The organism is Enterococcus sp. FSL R5-0957 (genome assembly GCF_038008005.1).
Taxonomy (GTDB): Bacteria; Bacillota; Bacilli; order Lactobacillales; family Enterococcaceae; genus Enterococcus_B; species Enterococcus_B faecium.
The window spans coordinates 1,997,501-2,012,294 of the sequence record NZ_JBBOYG010000001.1 but is presented as its reverse complement, the minus strand read 5'-3'; the positions used below and the strand labels follow the sequence as shown (position 1 = coordinate 2,012,294).

General features: G+C 38.9%; 14 protein-coding genes, 1 tRNA gene, 2 rRNA genes and 1 other RNA gene (1 of these 18 only partly in view). 14 read left to right on the top strand and 4 right to left on the bottom strand.

Features of this window, described 5'->3' with window-relative positions; all coding sequences use genetic code 11:
• The first annotated feature begins 40 nt into the window (after nucleotides 1–40).
• Both MKX69_RS09840 and MKX69_RS09835 read left to right on the top strand, forming a co-directional pair.
• Nucleotides 41–1,411 (top strand): RsmF rRNA methyltransferase first C-terminal domain-containing protein, encoded by a 1,371-nt coding sequence (locus MKX69_RS09840; protein WP_002287145.1) that lies wholly within the window; start codon nucleotides 41–43, stop codon nucleotides 1,409–1,411.
• 66 nt (nucleotides 1,412–1,477) lie between these two features.
• A complete protein-coding gene (locus tag MKX69_RS09835; protein ID WP_341009996.1) occupies nucleotides 1,478–1,813 on the top strand; it encodes a hypothetical protein in 336 nt (111 codons plus the stop codon).
• A gap of 80 nt (nucleotides 1,814–1,893) precedes the next feature.
• Here the strand turns inward: MKX69_RS09835 and MKX69_RS09830 are convergent, their stop codons facing one another.
• Nucleotides 1,894–2,751, bottom strand: coding sequence for a helix-turn-helix domain-containing protein (locus MKX69_RS09830; protein WP_002298960.1), 858 nt, complete (start codon nucleotides 2,749–2,751; stop codon nucleotides 1,894–1,896).
• A gap of 106 nt (nucleotides 2,752–2,857) precedes the next feature.
• Between MKX69_RS09830 and tadA the strand changes: the two genes are divergently transcribed.
• The 6 genes from tadA (at nucleotide 2,858) to MKX69_RS09800 (ending at nucleotide 7,222) form a co-directional block, all read left to right on the top strand.
• Nucleotides 2,858–3,373, top strand: a complete 516-nt coding sequence (gene tadA, locus MKX69_RS09825) for a tRNA adenosine(34) deaminase TadA (protein WP_002298962.1) — start codon at nucleotides 2,858–2,860, stop codon at nucleotides 3,371–3,373.
• Nucleotides 3,374–3,394: 21 nt separating this feature from the next.
• Nucleotides 3,395–3,481: signal recognition particle sRNA small type (gene ffs / locus MKX69_RS09820), an RNA gene on the top strand.
• Between the two features lie 208 nt (nucleotides 3,482–3,689).
• On the top strand, nucleotides 3,690–5,075 hold the full coding sequence (locus MKX69_RS09815; RefSeq protein ID WP_341009993.1) for a bifunctional metallophosphatase/5'-nucleotidase: 1,386 nt from the start codon (nucleotides 3,690–3,692) through the stop codon (nucleotides 5,073–5,075).
• Nucleotides 5,076–5,111: 36 nt separating this feature from the next.
• A complete protein-coding gene (locus MKX69_RS09810; protein WP_002287156.1) occupies nucleotides 5,112–5,789 on the top strand; it encodes a YutD family protein in 678 nt (225 codons plus the stop codon).
• Between the two features lie 7 nt (nucleotides 5,790–5,796).
• Nucleotides 5,797–6,561: a TIGR01457 family HAD-type hydrolase gene (locus MKX69_RS09805; protein WP_341009990.1), complete on the top strand. Its 765-nt coding sequence runs from the start codon at nucleotides 5,797–5,799 to the stop codon at nucleotides 6,559–6,561.
• Between the two features lies 1 nt (nucleotide 6,562).
• Nucleotides 6,563–7,222 carry a TIGR01906 family membrane protein gene (locus MKX69_RS09800; protein WP_341009988.1) on the top strand — a complete coding sequence of 220 codons (660 nt, stop codon included), beginning with the start codon at nucleotides 6,563–6,565 and terminating at the stop codon, nucleotides 7,220–7,222.
• A gap of 29 nt (nucleotides 7,223–7,251) precedes the next feature.
• Here the strand turns inward: MKX69_RS09800 and MKX69_RS09795 are convergent, their stop codons facing one another.
• The gene (locus MKX69_RS09795) at nucleotides 7,252–7,761 is read right to left on the bottom strand and encodes a phosphatidylglycerophosphatase A family protein (RefSeq protein WP_002287163.1); all 510 of its coding nucleotides are present in this window, start codon (nucleotides 7,759–7,761) and stop codon (nucleotides 7,252–7,254) included.
• 111 nt (nucleotides 7,762–7,872) lie between these two features.
• Nucleotides 7,873–8,871 (bottom strand): NAD(P)/FAD-dependent oxidoreductase, encoded by a 999-nt coding sequence (locus MKX69_RS09790; protein ID WP_002296073.1) that lies wholly within the window; start codon nucleotides 8,869–8,871, stop codon nucleotides 7,873–7,875.
• Nucleotides 8,872–9,071: 200 nt separating this feature from the next.
• Between MKX69_RS09790 and MKX69_RS09785 the strand changes: the two genes are divergently transcribed.
• Nucleotides 9,072–9,656 (top strand): peptidylprolyl isomerase, encoded by a 585-nt coding sequence (locus MKX69_RS09785; RefSeq protein ID WP_002287167.1) that lies wholly within the window; start codon nucleotides 9,072–9,074, stop codon nucleotides 9,654–9,656.
• 76 nt (nucleotides 9,657–9,732) lie between these two features.
• Here MKX69_RS09785 and MKX69_RS09780 read toward each other — a convergent pair whose 3' ends face one another.
• Nucleotides 9,733–10,908: a MalY/PatB family protein gene (locus tag MKX69_RS09780; RefSeq protein ID WP_002296072.1), complete on the bottom strand. Its 1,176-nt coding sequence runs from the start codon at nucleotides 10,906–10,908 to the stop codon at nucleotides 9,733–9,735.
• 81 nt (nucleotides 10,909–10,989) lie between these two features.
• On the opposite strand from MKX69_RS09780, the gene MKX69_RS09775 reads away from it, so the two are divergent.
• The 5 genes from MKX69_RS09775 to MKX69_RS09755 form a co-directional block, all read left to right on the top strand.
• Nucleotides 10,990–11,370, top strand: a complete 381-nt coding sequence (locus MKX69_RS09775) for a CvfD/Ygs/GSP13 family RNA-binding post-transcriptional regulator (RefSeq protein ID WP_002287231.1) — start codon at nucleotides 10,990–10,992, stop codon at nucleotides 11,368–11,370.
• A gap of 73 nt (nucleotides 11,371–11,443) precedes the next feature.
• The gene (locus MKX69_RS09770; RefSeq protein ID WP_002287172.1) at nucleotides 11,444–11,806 is read left to right on the top strand and encodes a hypothetical protein; all 363 of its coding nucleotides are present in this window, start codon (nucleotides 11,444–11,446) and stop codon (nucleotides 11,804–11,806) included.
• A 698-nt stretch (nucleotides 11,807–12,504) separates the two neighbouring features.
• A 16S ribosomal RNA gene (locus MKX69_RS09765) occupies nucleotides 12,505–14,064 on the top strand.
• A 76-nt stretch (nucleotides 14,065–14,140) separates the two neighbouring features.
• Nucleotides 14,141–14,213, top strand: a tRNA-Ala gene (locus tag MKX69_RS09760).
• 292 nt (nucleotides 14,214–14,505) lie between these two features.
• Nucleotides 14,506–14,794: ribosomal RNA gene (locus MKX69_RS09755) — 23S ribosomal RNA — on the top strand (it continues 2,626 nt past the right edge of the window).
• The 16S and 23S rRNA genes sit together here with 1 tRNA gene alongside, the layout of an rRNA operon.

Below are 14,794 nucleotides of genomic sequence, written 5' to 3'. Positions count from 1 at the left end.
TTCGTAAAAAAGATTGTAAAATGTCTAACGAAACATTGGAATGAAGGAGGAAGCGACAACGTTACCACAGCAATTTATCAAAAAATATCGTCTTCTTTTAGGCGAAGAAGCATCCGATTTTTTTTCTGCGCTTGAACAAGGAAGCGTGAAAAAAGGATTTCGGTGGAATCCACTAAAACCGGCAGGATTGGACATGGTCCAAACTTACCATAGCGAAGAATTACAACCCGCTCCCTACAGCAATGAGGGATTTCTTGGCACTGTCAATGGAAAGTCTTTCCTCCATCAAGCTGGGTATGAATATAGCCAAGAACCAAGTGCAATGATCGTTGGAACAGCTGCTGCAGCAAAACCCGGTGAAAAAGTTTTGGATTTGTGTGCGGCTCCCGGTGGTAAATCAACCCAATTAGCTGCTCAAATGAAGGGGAAAGGGTTATTAGTGACGAATGAGATCTTTCCGAAACGTGCGAAGATTTTATCAGAAAATATAGAACGATGGGGAGTTTCGAACGCAATAGTGACAAATCATGCACCCGCAGAACTTGTCCCTCATTTTTCGGGCTTTTTTGATCGGATCGTGGTTGATGCTCCTTGTTCAGGAGAAGGAATGTTCCGAAAAGATCCAAATGCAATAAAAGAGTGGACAGAAGAATCTCCGCTATACTGTCAAAAACGTCAGCAAGAGATTTTGTCTTCAGCAATAAAAATGCTAAAAAATAAAGGACAACTGATTTATTCGACTTGTACGTTTGCACCAGAAGAAAATGAAGAGATCATTAGCTGGCTTGTAGAAAATTATCCAGTAACGATTGAGGAGATTCCTTTGACTCAATCCGTTAGTTCAGGACGTTCTGAATGGGGAAGCGTAGCTGGTTTGGAAAAAACAATACGTATATGGCCTCATAAAGATCAGGGTGAAGGACATTTTGTTGCAAAGCTGACTTTTCATGGACAAAATCAGATGCATAAAGAAAAGAAGACACGAAAAAAAAGTAAAGTGCAAATGACAAAAGAGCAGGAAAAACTCTGGACGGAGTTTTCAAATGATTTTCATTATGAAGCTACTGGAAGACTTTTAGTGTTCAACGACCATCTTTGGGAAGTTCCTGAGTTAGCCCCTTCTCTCGATGGTTTAAAAGTCGTACGTACAGGTTTGCATTTAGGAGATTTCAAAAAGAATCGATTTGAACCTAGCTATGCATTAGCGCTTGCTACAAAAAAGATAGAGAATATACCTTGCTTGCCGATCACTCAAAAGGAATGGCAATCTTACACAGCAGGAGAAACATTTCAACGTGATGGGAATCAAGGATGGGTTTTGCTAGTATTAGATAAGATACCTGTCGGATTTGGGAAACAAGTAAAAGGAACAGTAAAGAACTTTTTCCCTAAAGGATTGAGATTTCACTGAGTGGATTAGTTCGTTTATTTTTTTGTCTATGCTATGATGGAGATAGATAAAAAGGAGCTGATACTTATGAAAACATCAACAAAAGTAACAATCGGATTAAGCGTAGCAGCCGCTGCCAGTTTAGCGACAGCAGTCGTTGTATCGGGAAAAGTAATGGAAAAGATCCATCATATGACTACTCGGACGAAAGTAAAAAAATTCGTCTATGACAAATTTGATGGAAATGAAAAATTACTAGAAATCGTAGATGGTCTTTCAGATAGTGACTTGGATTCTTTGATGGGAATGTTAGCAAAAATCAAATCAGGAAAAAAGAAAATCTCTGTTTATGGTGATTCGATCAAAGATTCAACCGAAGATGTAAAAGACCGGCTAATGCATTTTGTTGAAAAAATGATGTAAGAGAAACTAGCTTTTGAACACTATTCATTCGAAATAAGGGGTTGTGACAAAATTATTGTCACAACCCCTTTAATCTATCTTTAGTTATGTTCATGAATCAATAAAAGATAGCAAAACAGTAAATCGTTGGCTTTTTTTAGATTGAAACCAGTCTGTTCTTGAAATTTTTCGATTCGATATTTTAGAGTATTACGATGAAGAAACAGTGTTTTTGCAGCAGAGCTGACATTGCCTAATTCATTCCATAATTCTTGAATGATCACTTCCATTTCATTTTGTTTGATCAGTTCTATGTAACTTTTGATCAACTTACTATCTTTTACAGTATCTTTTGTATAGTAATGTAAAGCCACATCTTGCATAGAAAAAGTACGGCTGTGAGTATAAAGATTGTTTTGCTCTGTTAAAAAAATTTTTCTTTCTTCAGCAAACAAAGGGACGAGGTCGGTGCCAGGTGAATGGAAAGAACCAACGAATACAGACGTTGTCGTATCAAAATCAGCATCTAAAGATAGAAAAATACCGTTGATTTCAGTAGCATCAAGATAATCACGGTTTATTTGTTCGACTAAGAGCGCATCTGTGTCTGTATAAAAAAAGAAATCAGCAGAATAGCGAAATAATTCCAAAATAGTATCTTGCCATTCTTTTTTTAAGAATTCTCCTTTTGATTCGACGTGAAGCTGGATCAAACGAAAGCTTTTTTCTTGAACACAAGAAGCATCTTTAAAAAGATAGTGATACCATGGGTGTTTTTTTTGATCGTTGATTACAGGGAATAACGCTTTCAAAAGGCTGGTTTCTTGTTGAGATAATGAATCTTGTTTGATCCAGATAAAAGCATCATCAATTGCAAAAGAAAGGATATCCGCTTCTGATGCTGGAGAGTTTTTTTTCTGTGCTTGTGGGTAAAGAGCAAGTAATTTATCCATTTTCATCTTGTTCACCTCTTGTATTTATTTTACCATAGAAAAAAAAGTTAGTTACAGCCTTTTTATCATATGCTAAAGTAAAACAAGAAAAAACAAAGGCAGGGAAGGGTAATTGGTAAATACAAATCTTGATGCAGTAGAAAAAGAAAAATGGATGCGCCTTGCATTGGCAGAAGCAAAGAAAGCAGAAATGCTTCATGAAGTTCCGATTGGAGCAGTGGTTGTATTGGATGGAAAAGTGGTTGGAAGAGGATATAACCTTAGAGAAACCACGCAAGATGCTACTACACATGCAGAAATGCTTGCAATCAAGGAAGCCTGTGAAAAAGTGGGAAGCTGGCGCTTGGAAGATGCCACACTTTTTGTTACCTTAGAGCCTTGTCCTATGTGCAGCGGCGCGATGATTTTGTCTCGTGTAGCAGAAGTTTATTTCGGTGCGTATGATCCAAAAGGCGGAACAGCCGGTACCTTGATGAATCTTTTGGAGGACGAGCGGTTTAACCACCAAGCATATGTAGAAGGTGGCATTTTAGAAGACGAATGTGGGATGATTTTGACTGACTTTTTCCGAAAGCTCCGCCAGCGAAAAAAGAAATTAAAAAAAGACTGGTCAACGAATGAAAAATAAGGTATACTATTCTTTGCCGAAAGGCTAGGACAATGGTGGGCTTGTGAAGCGTGTCAGGTCTGGAAGGAAGCAGCACTAAGCAGGTTCCGCCATGTGTCTGATTATAATGAAACGACAACAGACTTTCGGGTCTGTTTTTTTTATTTTTATAGTACTGTAAAAATGAATGTTCCTGATTTTTTAGCCAGACTGATTTATCGAATATTGTACTTATACAATTTGCTTCAAGGCAGGAAGAACTCTGAAATAGAGCTTGTTTCAATGGAAGAAAAAGCTGCCTATGGTATGATAAAGATAAAGAGAGGCGAGAGGGTACATGGAAAAAATAGTGATTTTACATACGAATGATCTGCATTCTCATTTAGAAAATTGGCCAAGGATCAGAAGGTTTTTGGATCAACGTAAACGAGAAAACGAAAAGAAAGAAAAAACGACAACGATTGCAGTAGATCTAGGTGATTTTGTGGATCGTTGGCATCCATTGTCAGAAGCAACGAATGGACAGGAAAATATCTTGCTGATGAATGAAGTTGGTTATGATGCAGCGACGATAGGAAACAATGAAGGCGTAGGAAATTCCAAAGAAGAGCTGAATCATTTATACGATCATGCTGAGTTTGATATCATCCTGGATAACTTATTCGATAAAAATACGCTCCAGCCACCGGCATGGACGAAACCATATAAAATTATTACAACGAAACACCAGACGAAAATCGGACTAATTGCATTTACTGCTCCATTTCCGCTTACTTATAATCCGAATGGCTGGGACATACGCAATCCTTATGATATTTTGCCAGAATTAGTCGAATATTTACGTTCACAAGTGGATGTTTTAGTTTTGATGAGTCATCTCGGGATTCAGGATGATTTCCAAATTGCAAAAGAAATACCAGCAATTGATGTTATTTTAGGATCGCACACCCATCATTTATTCAGAGAAGGTCACGTAATCAATGATGTCCAAATAGCAGCCGCTGGAAAGTACGGGCAGTATGTCGGTGAAGTCCATTTAACCATCGATGAAGAGAAAAAAATCCTTAAGCATTCAGCCAAAGCCATCCCTACCGAAACAATGACAGCTTTTACAGAAGATGAACAAGAAATAAATAGTTATCTAGAACGTGGGCATGAATTATTAAAAGAAAAAGAAGTAGCAGATTTGCCATTTTCTCTGAGTCTAGATATCTTCAATGAGCATTCGTTTATCCAAGTCGCCCTTGAGGCGGTGAAAGAACGAGGAAAGACGGAAGCAGCAATATTAAACAGTGGTCTGTTTTTAACTGAAATTCCAAAAGGGCGGGTCAATCAGGATCAGCTTCACACTGCGTTGCCGCATCCGATGCACTTGTTAAATGTCACATTGGGTGGAAATGATCTGATTCGCTTAGTTTTAGAAATAGAAAAAAATCGTAACTTTTTACGTGACTATCCTATGAAGGGAATGGGATTTCGCGGTAAGATTTTTGGGCAGATGGTCTATAATGGAATCACATATGATTCTATTAACCATCAAGTCTTTTGGAAGAACCAGCCAATCGATCTGAATAAAAATTATACTTTTACTACCGTAGATCATTTGATGTTTGTTCCATTTTTTCCAACGATTGAGATTGCTGGAAAAAATGAATTTTTGTTCCCTGAATTTATCCGAAGTGTGGTAGGAGATTACTTGAAAGCTCACTACCCAATCAAATAAAAACAAGGTATAATAAAAAAGATAGGTGGTGAACGCATGTCTGCAAAACAAAATGAACAGCAGAACGTTGAGCATAAAACAGAAATTGCTAAGAAAAAATCATCAGCTGAACAGGAAACAACAGTCACCGAAGAACTGACAGCTGCTTTGGAAGAAATCGTTGAGGAGCCTAAAGCAGAAAAAGTCAAAGGCGAGCTAGTGACACTGTTAGATGACAGTAATTTTTTGATAGGTGAAAGACATTATCGGCTTGTGTCCGATTATCGTGAAGGATTTAATGCAGAAAAGCTTGGAGAACGTTACAGTGATGTACTAGCCCGATATGATTATATCGTAGGAGATTGGGGTTATGAACAACTACGCCTAAAAGGATTTTTCCAAGCGGATAATCGACGGGCGCATCCAGATCAGCGAATCGATTCCTTGGAAGACTATCTTTACGAATATTGCAATTTTGGTTGTGCGTATTTTGTCATCGAGAGAATCGGCGGTAAAAAAGAAAAGACAACTCAGCGCCGAAAAAAGAAAAAAAACCATAATCGTGCGTATATCGATGAGAAAAAAGGACCAGTCGCATCTAATCGCAAAAAACCGGTTATTAAAAATCGAAAAACAGAGTCAGCAAAAACCTCTGAAAAAGTAAAAAAACAAGAACAACCTAAACAAGTAGAAAAAACAAAAACAGCATTTACGATAAGAAAAAGGGAAGAGTAGTGGATGAATGGACTATAAAGGATATTTAATTGATTTAGACGGAACGATTTATCGTGGGACACAACCCATACCGGCCGGTAAACGATTTGTGGAAGAATTGCAAAAAAGAAAATTACCTTTCTTGTTTGTTACCAATAACACGACTAAGTCACCAGAAACAGTAGCTAATCGTCTAGCAGATGAGTTTGACATTCATGTAGCTCCAGAGACAGTCTACACAGCTACTTTGGCAACAATCGATTTTATGAAAGCAGATGGAAAAGGGGAAAAAGTCTATGTTATCGGAGAAGCAGGATTGATTGACTTGATTTTAGCTGCCGGATTTACATGGGAAGAAGAGGCTCCTGACTATGTAGTGGTAGGCTTAGATAATTATCTGACCTATGAAAAAGTAGTTAAAGCAACACTTGCTATTCAAAAAGGTGCTACTTTCATTGGAACGAACCCAGATAAGAATATACCTACTGAACGCGGCCTTCTTCCTGGAGCAGGGTCAGTCATCTCTCTTGTAGAGACAGCAACCCAAACGCCGCCGATCTACATCGGAAAACCAGAAGCAATCATTATGGATAAAGCCGTTGAAGTATTAGGGCTGCAAAAAGAAGAAGTAATCATGGTTGGAGATAACTATGAAACAGATATCCAAGCTGGGATACGCAATAATATAGATACTTTGCTCGTTTTATCAGGTTTTACAAAAGAAGAAGATGTACCTGGGTTGCCTATCCCAGCTACCTATGTGAAACAATCACTGGATGAATGGAGCTTCTAATATGAAAAATTCGAGATGGCAGTGGATGGAATATGCTGGATTGTTCAGCCTATTTCTGACACTGATCAGTCTGGCAGTTGGTGTGACGATCAACTTTCGACCACTATACGTATTTGATATCGGACATTTGCAAATTTTGGATTATACTTCTTTAGATCAAGAGACATTACTGAAAAATTTTGATCACCTAATGAATTATCTCAATAATCCCTTCAAAACCATCCTCAGCTTGCCAGATTTCCCAGTTTCTGCTAGCGGAGCCCATCACTTTTATGAAGTGAAAATTTTGTTTTTAGTGGATTATGCTGTGTTTTTCATCACTTTGATCCCGAGTATTTTGTTTATCAAATATTTGCAAAAGAATGATCGGCTTTGGCGGTTGATTCGTCCGTTTCAAATCGGCATGTTACTGCCAGTTGTTTTCGGTTTTTTCATGATGGTAGGATTTGATCGCTTTTTTATCCTTTTTCATGAAACGTTTTTCAAGAACGATGACTGGTTATTCGATCCCGTTATTGATCCAATCATCAATGTACTTCCAGAAGAATTTTTCATGCATAGCTTTATCTTATTTTTTGTATTATTAGAATTATTTTTTGCTGTTTTTCTTTTCTTAGGAAAAAATAGCTTGAAACAAACAAAAAAGAAAGAACTCGTCTAAATAGACGTTTTCTTTCTTTTTTTGTTGAATTATTGAGTAAGGCGACTTCTTTTTTCTGGTTCTTTGTGTGCTAATCGACTGGCAGCAGCAGCGGCGATCGCTCCGACGATATCATCTAAGAAGGTATGGACATGAACGCCATCGTGGCTGTTTAGTTCTTTTAAAATACCAGGTTTCACCTTGTCGATATAACCATAATTTGTAAAGCCGATCGTACCGTAAACATTCACGATTGACAAGGCTAGGATCTCATCGATACCGTAAAGGCCTTCGTCATCTTCGATAATATGTTGCAACGGACTCATCAATTTTTTCTTTTCTGCTAATATATCTAATTGGATTCCAGTGATAATGGCGTTATGTACTTCACGCTTTGTTAGCACGCTGTTGACACTTTCAGTACAATCCGCCAAAGTCAAATCAGAAATATAATCTTTTTGTAAAAACATGACAAGTTGTGCGATATCTTCTACAGTTACGCCACGTTCCTTCAATAGTTCTCTTGCCTTTTCTTCTAAAGTCTCAGTTTTGACGACCATATTATTGCTCCCCCTTTATTTTTTCTTTCTCTATTTCATGTTAACGGAACATGAAAAAAATGCAAGAAACTGCTTTCGGGTTTAACTTGAAATGCAAAGAGATATAAAAAATCAACTAGGACGAAGATTTTTATCGTATAAGCTTGTGCTGTGACCAGGCTGAGTTCGTTCCTTTGGATTAATATAGTGTAAAGCATTGTTCACTGCAGTAGGTGCTTCACCGAGCCCAGTAGCAATCAGTTTCACTTTTCCTTCATAGGTACAGATGTCACCAGCTGCATAAACGCCTGGAATAGAAGTAGACATATCTGATTTTACAGTAATGGCATTTCTGGTACTATCAAGTCCCCAAGAAGAAAGATGTTCTAAATTAGAAGAGAATCCATAATTGACGATCAGAGAATCAATCATCAAATCAATCGTCTCGTCACTTTTCACTTTTTTTAACCGGATATCTGTCAGTTCCCCATTATTGCCTGATAATCCATCGATGAGATAGGGAGTAAGCAAGTTGACAGATGAAGATTTCAAGCGTGATACACTATGTTCGTGCGCACGAAATTCCGGGCGACGATGAATCAAGTAAACTTCGCTTGCAATAGGCTCTAACATCAACGCCCAATCGATAGCAGAATCACCACCTCCAGCAATAGCGACTTTTTTTCCAGCATACTTCATCAAATCATTCACGAAATAATCCAATCCGTGGTTTTCAAATGATTCAGCATTATCTAAATTCAATTTTCTTGGCTGGAATGAACCATTTCCTAAAGCTAAAATGACTGCTTTGGAATAATGGATGCCTTTATTTGTAGTAATCTCGATAACTTCGTCTTCACGAGTAAGCGAGAGAACTTCTTCTTTTAAATGGAATGTATGGTTAAAAGTAGTTAATTGTTTTTCTAATTGATCGATTAATTCACTTGCTTTTATTGCTGGATACCCAGGAATATCGTAAATATATTTTTCGGGATACAAAGTTGCTAATTGACCACCAAGTTGAGGTAGACTGTCAATGATTTTTGTTTTAGCTTGGCGCATTCCTGCGTAAAAAGCGGCAAACATCCCTACAGGACCTGCACCGATGATTGTAATGTCATAGATTTCCATAAAAATTCCTCCCTTTTCACACTATAGCAGAATTTAATTGAGAATGCTTCTCAAAAATGTTTGAATTCGAAATCGAAACGGTAAGTTATAGAATGTATCTAGTGATGAAAAATAAAAGAAAACAAATCTAGTATTTTTACGAGAGGTTAGGTATTATGTTATTATTATTATGAAGTATGCAAATATTAGGAGGAAACAATATGGCATTCCCACAACTAGATTTAAAAAGTGAAAAAGGACCAAAAGCTGTTATCAAAACAAACCGTGGTGACATTACTGTTCAATTATTCCCTGAACTAGCACCGAAGACGGTTCAAAATTTCATTGAACTTTCCAAAAAAGGTTATTATGATGGCGTGATTTTTCACCGCGTTATTCCTGATTTCATGATCCAAGGCGGCGATCCAACTGGAACAGGAATGGGTGGCGAAAGTATTTATGGCGAAAGTTTTGAAGATGAATTCAGTCGTGAACTGTTCAACCTTCGCGGAGCTTTATCTATGGCAAATTCAGGTCCAAACACAAACGGAAGCCAATTCTTTATTGTAAATAACACAAATGTGCCAGCTAATATGCTTGGACAACTAGAAGGTGCTGGATTCCCATCAGAAATCATTGAAGCGTATAAAGGTGGCGGAACTCCTTGGCTAGATTTCCGACATACAGTCTTTGGACATGTACTAGAAGGGATGGACACAGTAGATGAAATCGCAAATGTACAACGTGGTCCACAAGACCGACCTGTACATGATGTAGTGATTGAAACAATTGAAATTTCAGAATAGTTTGGTATGGTACGGAGTAATTATGAAAAAGGACGAAACCTAGTAAGGTCTCGTCCTTTTATTTTGAATAAATGATTTAATCGATTGTCTCTAAAGCATACTTGATTCGATTAAGTCCTTCCAGTAAAGTTTCTTCTGGACAAGCAATATTCAAGCGCATATGCCCATGACCGGAAGGACCAAACGTGATGCCAGGATTTAATACGACTTTTCCTTTCCGAACAAGAGTGTTCTCCAATTCTTGGTCGTCTGAAATATAGGCGGTAAAATCTAACCACATTAAGTAAGTTCCTTCAGGGTTCATTATTCTCACTTTCGGAAGATACTGTTCAAAAAACTGATTAACTGTTTGAACATTTTTTTCTAGATAAGGAATCAGTTGGCTTAACCATTCTCCACCCGTCTCATAAGCCGCTTGGGTTCCAATCAGTCCAAAAGTGTTGATTTCGTGCTGTTGGTTCATCACTAAATGTTTTTCAAAATCAGCTTTCATCTCTGGATTTTTGATAAATACCATTGAATTTTTGATTGCAGCTAGATTGAAAGTCTTGGTTGCGGAAGTAAAAGCAACTAGTAGATCATCTAAATTAGGATCAATCGTTAGCATGGAAGTAAATGTATGATCGAATAAAGTTAAATCTTGATGGATCTCGTCACTAAACAGAATCACTTGATGTTTTAAACACAATTCGCTTAACTGTTTCAATTCTTCTTTGCTCCAAACACGCCCTCCAGGATTGTGAGGATTACATAAAATCATTGCTTTTACATTGTTTTCTTCGATTTTTTTCTCCATGTCAGACAAGTCCATGATGAAATGATTATTTTTTTCTAGCAAAGAGCTTCGAACGATGTGACGTTGATTTGTTTCTATAATAGAGGAAAATGGAGGATAAACTGGGTCATGAATCAAAATAGAATCGCCTGGTTTTGTAAAAGTTTGTACTGCTGCAGCTAAACTAGTTAACACACCACTTGTAAAAACGATATTTTCTTTCGTCAACTCCACAGCATGGTGTTGGCGTTCCCAATGAATGATAGCCTGATATAGTTTATCAGACAGAGTGGCATAACCAAAGATTCCATGTTTGATGTATTCACTAAACGCTTTAGCTACTCCACCGGGAGACAAGAAGTCCATATCTGCTACCCACAAAGGAAGTAAGTCATCCATTTGATATGTCTCAGCAATTGCGTCCCATTTTACACTTTCTGTATCTTTTCTTGAAATCTGTTTATCAAATTCGATCATCTTAAGACCTCCAGTCATTTTCGTCGCTTCTTTTTTTGAGCTATTTACAGTATAATGATAAATGCGAAGAGAGGGAAGTAGATGACTTATAAAATTGGACAAATAATTGAAGGAAAAGTGACAGGAATACAGCCTTATGGCGCATTCGTTTCTCTTGATAACGAGACGCAAGGACTTATTCATGTTTCGGAAGTACAATCCGGTTATACGAAAAATATCCATTCATTGTTAAAAGTCGGACAGCCAGTAACAGTTCAGATCATCGACATTGATGAATATTCCAAAAAAATCAGTTTATCTTTAAGAACGTTAGAAAAAACAAATCCAGCTGTTCCATATCGCAGAAAAAGGTATTTCACGAATAAAAATCGTAAGATCGGATTTACCACTATTGCGGAGCAGTTACCTATTTGGATAGAAGAAGCATTATCTGAACTAGAACGGAAAGAAAATAAGAAATAAAAAGTGTATTTTTTCTGAAAATGTGCTAGAATTTTTATGTAAGCCATAGAACAAGTTGATCGAGGTGGAAATTTTGGCAAGCAAAAGAGTTGCTGGTACAATTATGTTGCATTTGGAGGATGGTACTAAAAAATTTTTGGTCCATTCAATTGATGACAAGTTGGAATTTGCGTTAGCGGAACTTTCTGAAGGAAAGACTGGTTTAGCGAATATACTTAATTTCTTAAAAGAAATAGTTCATATCGATGTTAGCAAGATTAGTTTGATGGAATTGACAAATACACATATTAAAGAGGAAAATGTTCCGTTGTTTGTCTTTGAAACTGAACAAAAGAATCAAAGAGAAGAATTAGGCGAAGGATATATTTGGGAAGAACCAGGTCAAATGCGCTCTGTTCTTGGAACTTACGAAGTAGAGGGAGTGCCTTTCTTCTAAAATACAGATTAAGCGAACAAAGAAGTTTGAATTTTTTTCAAACTTCTTTTTTTATTGTTTGGTCCAAAAAATACAATGAAATGTTCTGCTAAAGATAGTTTTTTAGTGCATTTTATTTTCAAAATATGTAGAAAACGGTTGTATAACGAATAATAATAATTGATCGAAAAATCATTTCACAAAGTAACGCTTAATTTATAGTTGACCAAGGAAGAAATACATGATAAATTTAACAGCGTTGATTCTGAAGTGGATATTATATCACATTTCTAAAAAAAATTAAAAAATAGTTATTGACATGTTGGGAATGACATGATAAGATAACTGAGTCGTTAAAAAAGAACCGCTTGCGAAGCTTGATTCTATCGAAAAAAACTTCAAAAAAGTTCTTGACAAATAACAAACGATAAATTATGATAAATGAGTTGCTGAAAGATTTCAAAAAACGAAATCGAAAAAAACTTTTAAAAAAGAGTTGACAATCGCTTGTCTCTCTGATATGATATAAAAGTTGCTGCGGCAGCCAAAAATGAATCGGGAAACACTCTCGATGAAGTAGACCTTTGAAAACTGAACAAAGTAAGACAAACCAAATGTGTAGGGCGTCTTGATTCAATTCAAGACAACAAACATTTTTAACAAGCAAGCAATATGCTAGCAAACAAATTGAGCTTAACAATCGCAAGATTGTTCGAACTTTTTATGAGAGTTTGATCCTGGCTCAGGACGAACGCTGGCGGCGTGCCTAATACATGCAAGTCGAACGCCTCTTTTTCCACCGGAGCTTGCTCCACCGGAAAAAGAGGAGTGGCGAACGGGTGAGTAACACGTGGGTAACCTGCCCATCAGAAGGGGATAACACTTGGAAACAGGTGCTAATACCGTATAACAATCGAAACCGCATGGTTTTGATTTGAAAGGCGCTTTCGGGTGTCGCTGATGGATGGACCCGCGGTGCATTAGCTAGTTGGTGAGGTAACGGCTCACCAAGGCCACGATGCATAGCCGACCTGAGAGGGTGATCGGCCACATTGGGACTGAGACACGGCCCAAACTCCTACGGGAGGCAGCAGTAGGGAATCTTCGGCAATGGACGAAAGTCTGACCGAGCAACGCCGCGTGAGTGAAGAAGGTTTTCGGATCGTAAAACTCTGTTGTTAGAGAAGAACAAGGATGAGAGTAACTGTTCATCCCTTGACGGTATCTAACCAGAAAGCCACGGCTAACTACGTGCCAGCAGCCGCGGTAATACGTAGGTGGCAAGCGTTGTCCGGATTTATTGGGCGTAAAGCGAGCGCAGGCGGTTTCTTAAGTCTGATGTGAAAGCCCCCGGCTCAACCGGGGAGGGTCATTGGAAACTGGGAGACTTGAGTGCAGAAGAGGAGAGTGGAATTCCATGTGTAGCGGTGAAATGCGTAGATATATGGAGGAACACCAGTGGCGAAGGCGGCTCTCTGGTCTGTAACTGACGCTGAGGCTCGAAAGCGTGGGGAGCAAACAGGATTAGATACCCTGGTAGTCCACGCCGTAAACGATGAGTGCTAAGTGTTGGAGGGTTTCCGCCCTTCAGTGCTGCAGCTAACGCATTAAGCACTCCGCCTGGGGAGTACGACCGCAAGGTTGAAACTCAAAGGAATTGACGGGGGCCCGCACAAGCGGTGGAGCATGTGGTTTAATTCGAAGCAACGCGAAGAACCTTACCAGGTCTTGACATCCTTTGACCACTCTAGAGATAGAGCTTCCCCTTCGGGGGCAAAGTGACAGGTGGTGCATGGTTGTCGTCAGCTCGTGTCGTGAGATGTTGGGTTAAGTCCCGCAACGAGCGCAACCCTTATTGTTAGTTGCCATCATTCAGTTGGGCACTCTAGCAAGACTGCCGGTGACAAACCGGAGGAAGGTGGGGATGACGTCAAATCATCATGCCCCTTATGACCTGGGCTACACACGTGCTACAATGGGAAGTACAACGAGTTGCGAAGTCGCGAGGCTAAGCTAATCTCTTAAAGCTTCTCTCAGTTCGGATTGCAGGCTGCAACTCGCCTGCATGAAGCCGGAATCGCTAGTAATCGCGGATCAGCACGCCGCGGTGAATACGTTCCCGGGCCTTGTACACACCGCCCGTCACACCACGAGAGTTTGTAACACCCGAAGTCGGTGAGGTAACCTTTTGGAGCCAGCCGCCTAAGGTGGGATAGATGATTGGGGTGAAGTCGTAACAAGGTAGCCGTATCGGAAGGTGCGGCTGGATCACCTCCTTTCTAAGGAATATTACGGAGACTACACAATTTGTTTTTACTTTGTTCAGTTTTGAGAGGTTTACTCTCAATTTAAAACGGGGCCTTAGCTCAGCTGGGAGAGCGCCTGCTTTGCACGCAGGAGGTCAGCGGTTCGATCCCGCTAGGCTCCATTAACAACATTAGTTGTTAAATTTGTTCATTGAAAACTGGATATTTGAAGTAAATGTAAGTAATACAAACCGAGAACACCGCGTTGAATTTGAAAGCTGAACAAATTGTTTAGCCTGAAGCAAAATAGGCGGACGGCTATAAAATCTTTGATTTTATAAGACGATCGATCTTTTTGCCGTACAGGCTGATTTGTGAGCTGGATAGAGTTTTTTAATAAGTTCAATTGCTTATTTTCTTGATCTAACTTCTATCGCTAGAAGAAGGATCAAAACCCAACCGTAAGGTTGATAAGGTTAAGTGAATAAGGGCGCACGGTGGATGCCTTGGCACTAGGAGCCGATGAAGGACGGGACTAACACCGATATGCTTTGGGGAGCTGTACGTAAGCTATGATCCAGAGATTTCCGAATGGGGGAACCCAACATCTTTAATAGGATGTTACGATTGTGTGAATACATAGCACATTCGAGGTAGACGCAGAGAACTGAAACATCTAAGTACCTGCAGGAAGAGAAAGAAAATTCGATTCCCTGAGTAGCGGCGAGCGAAACGGGAAAAGCCCAAACCAGCAAGCTTGCTT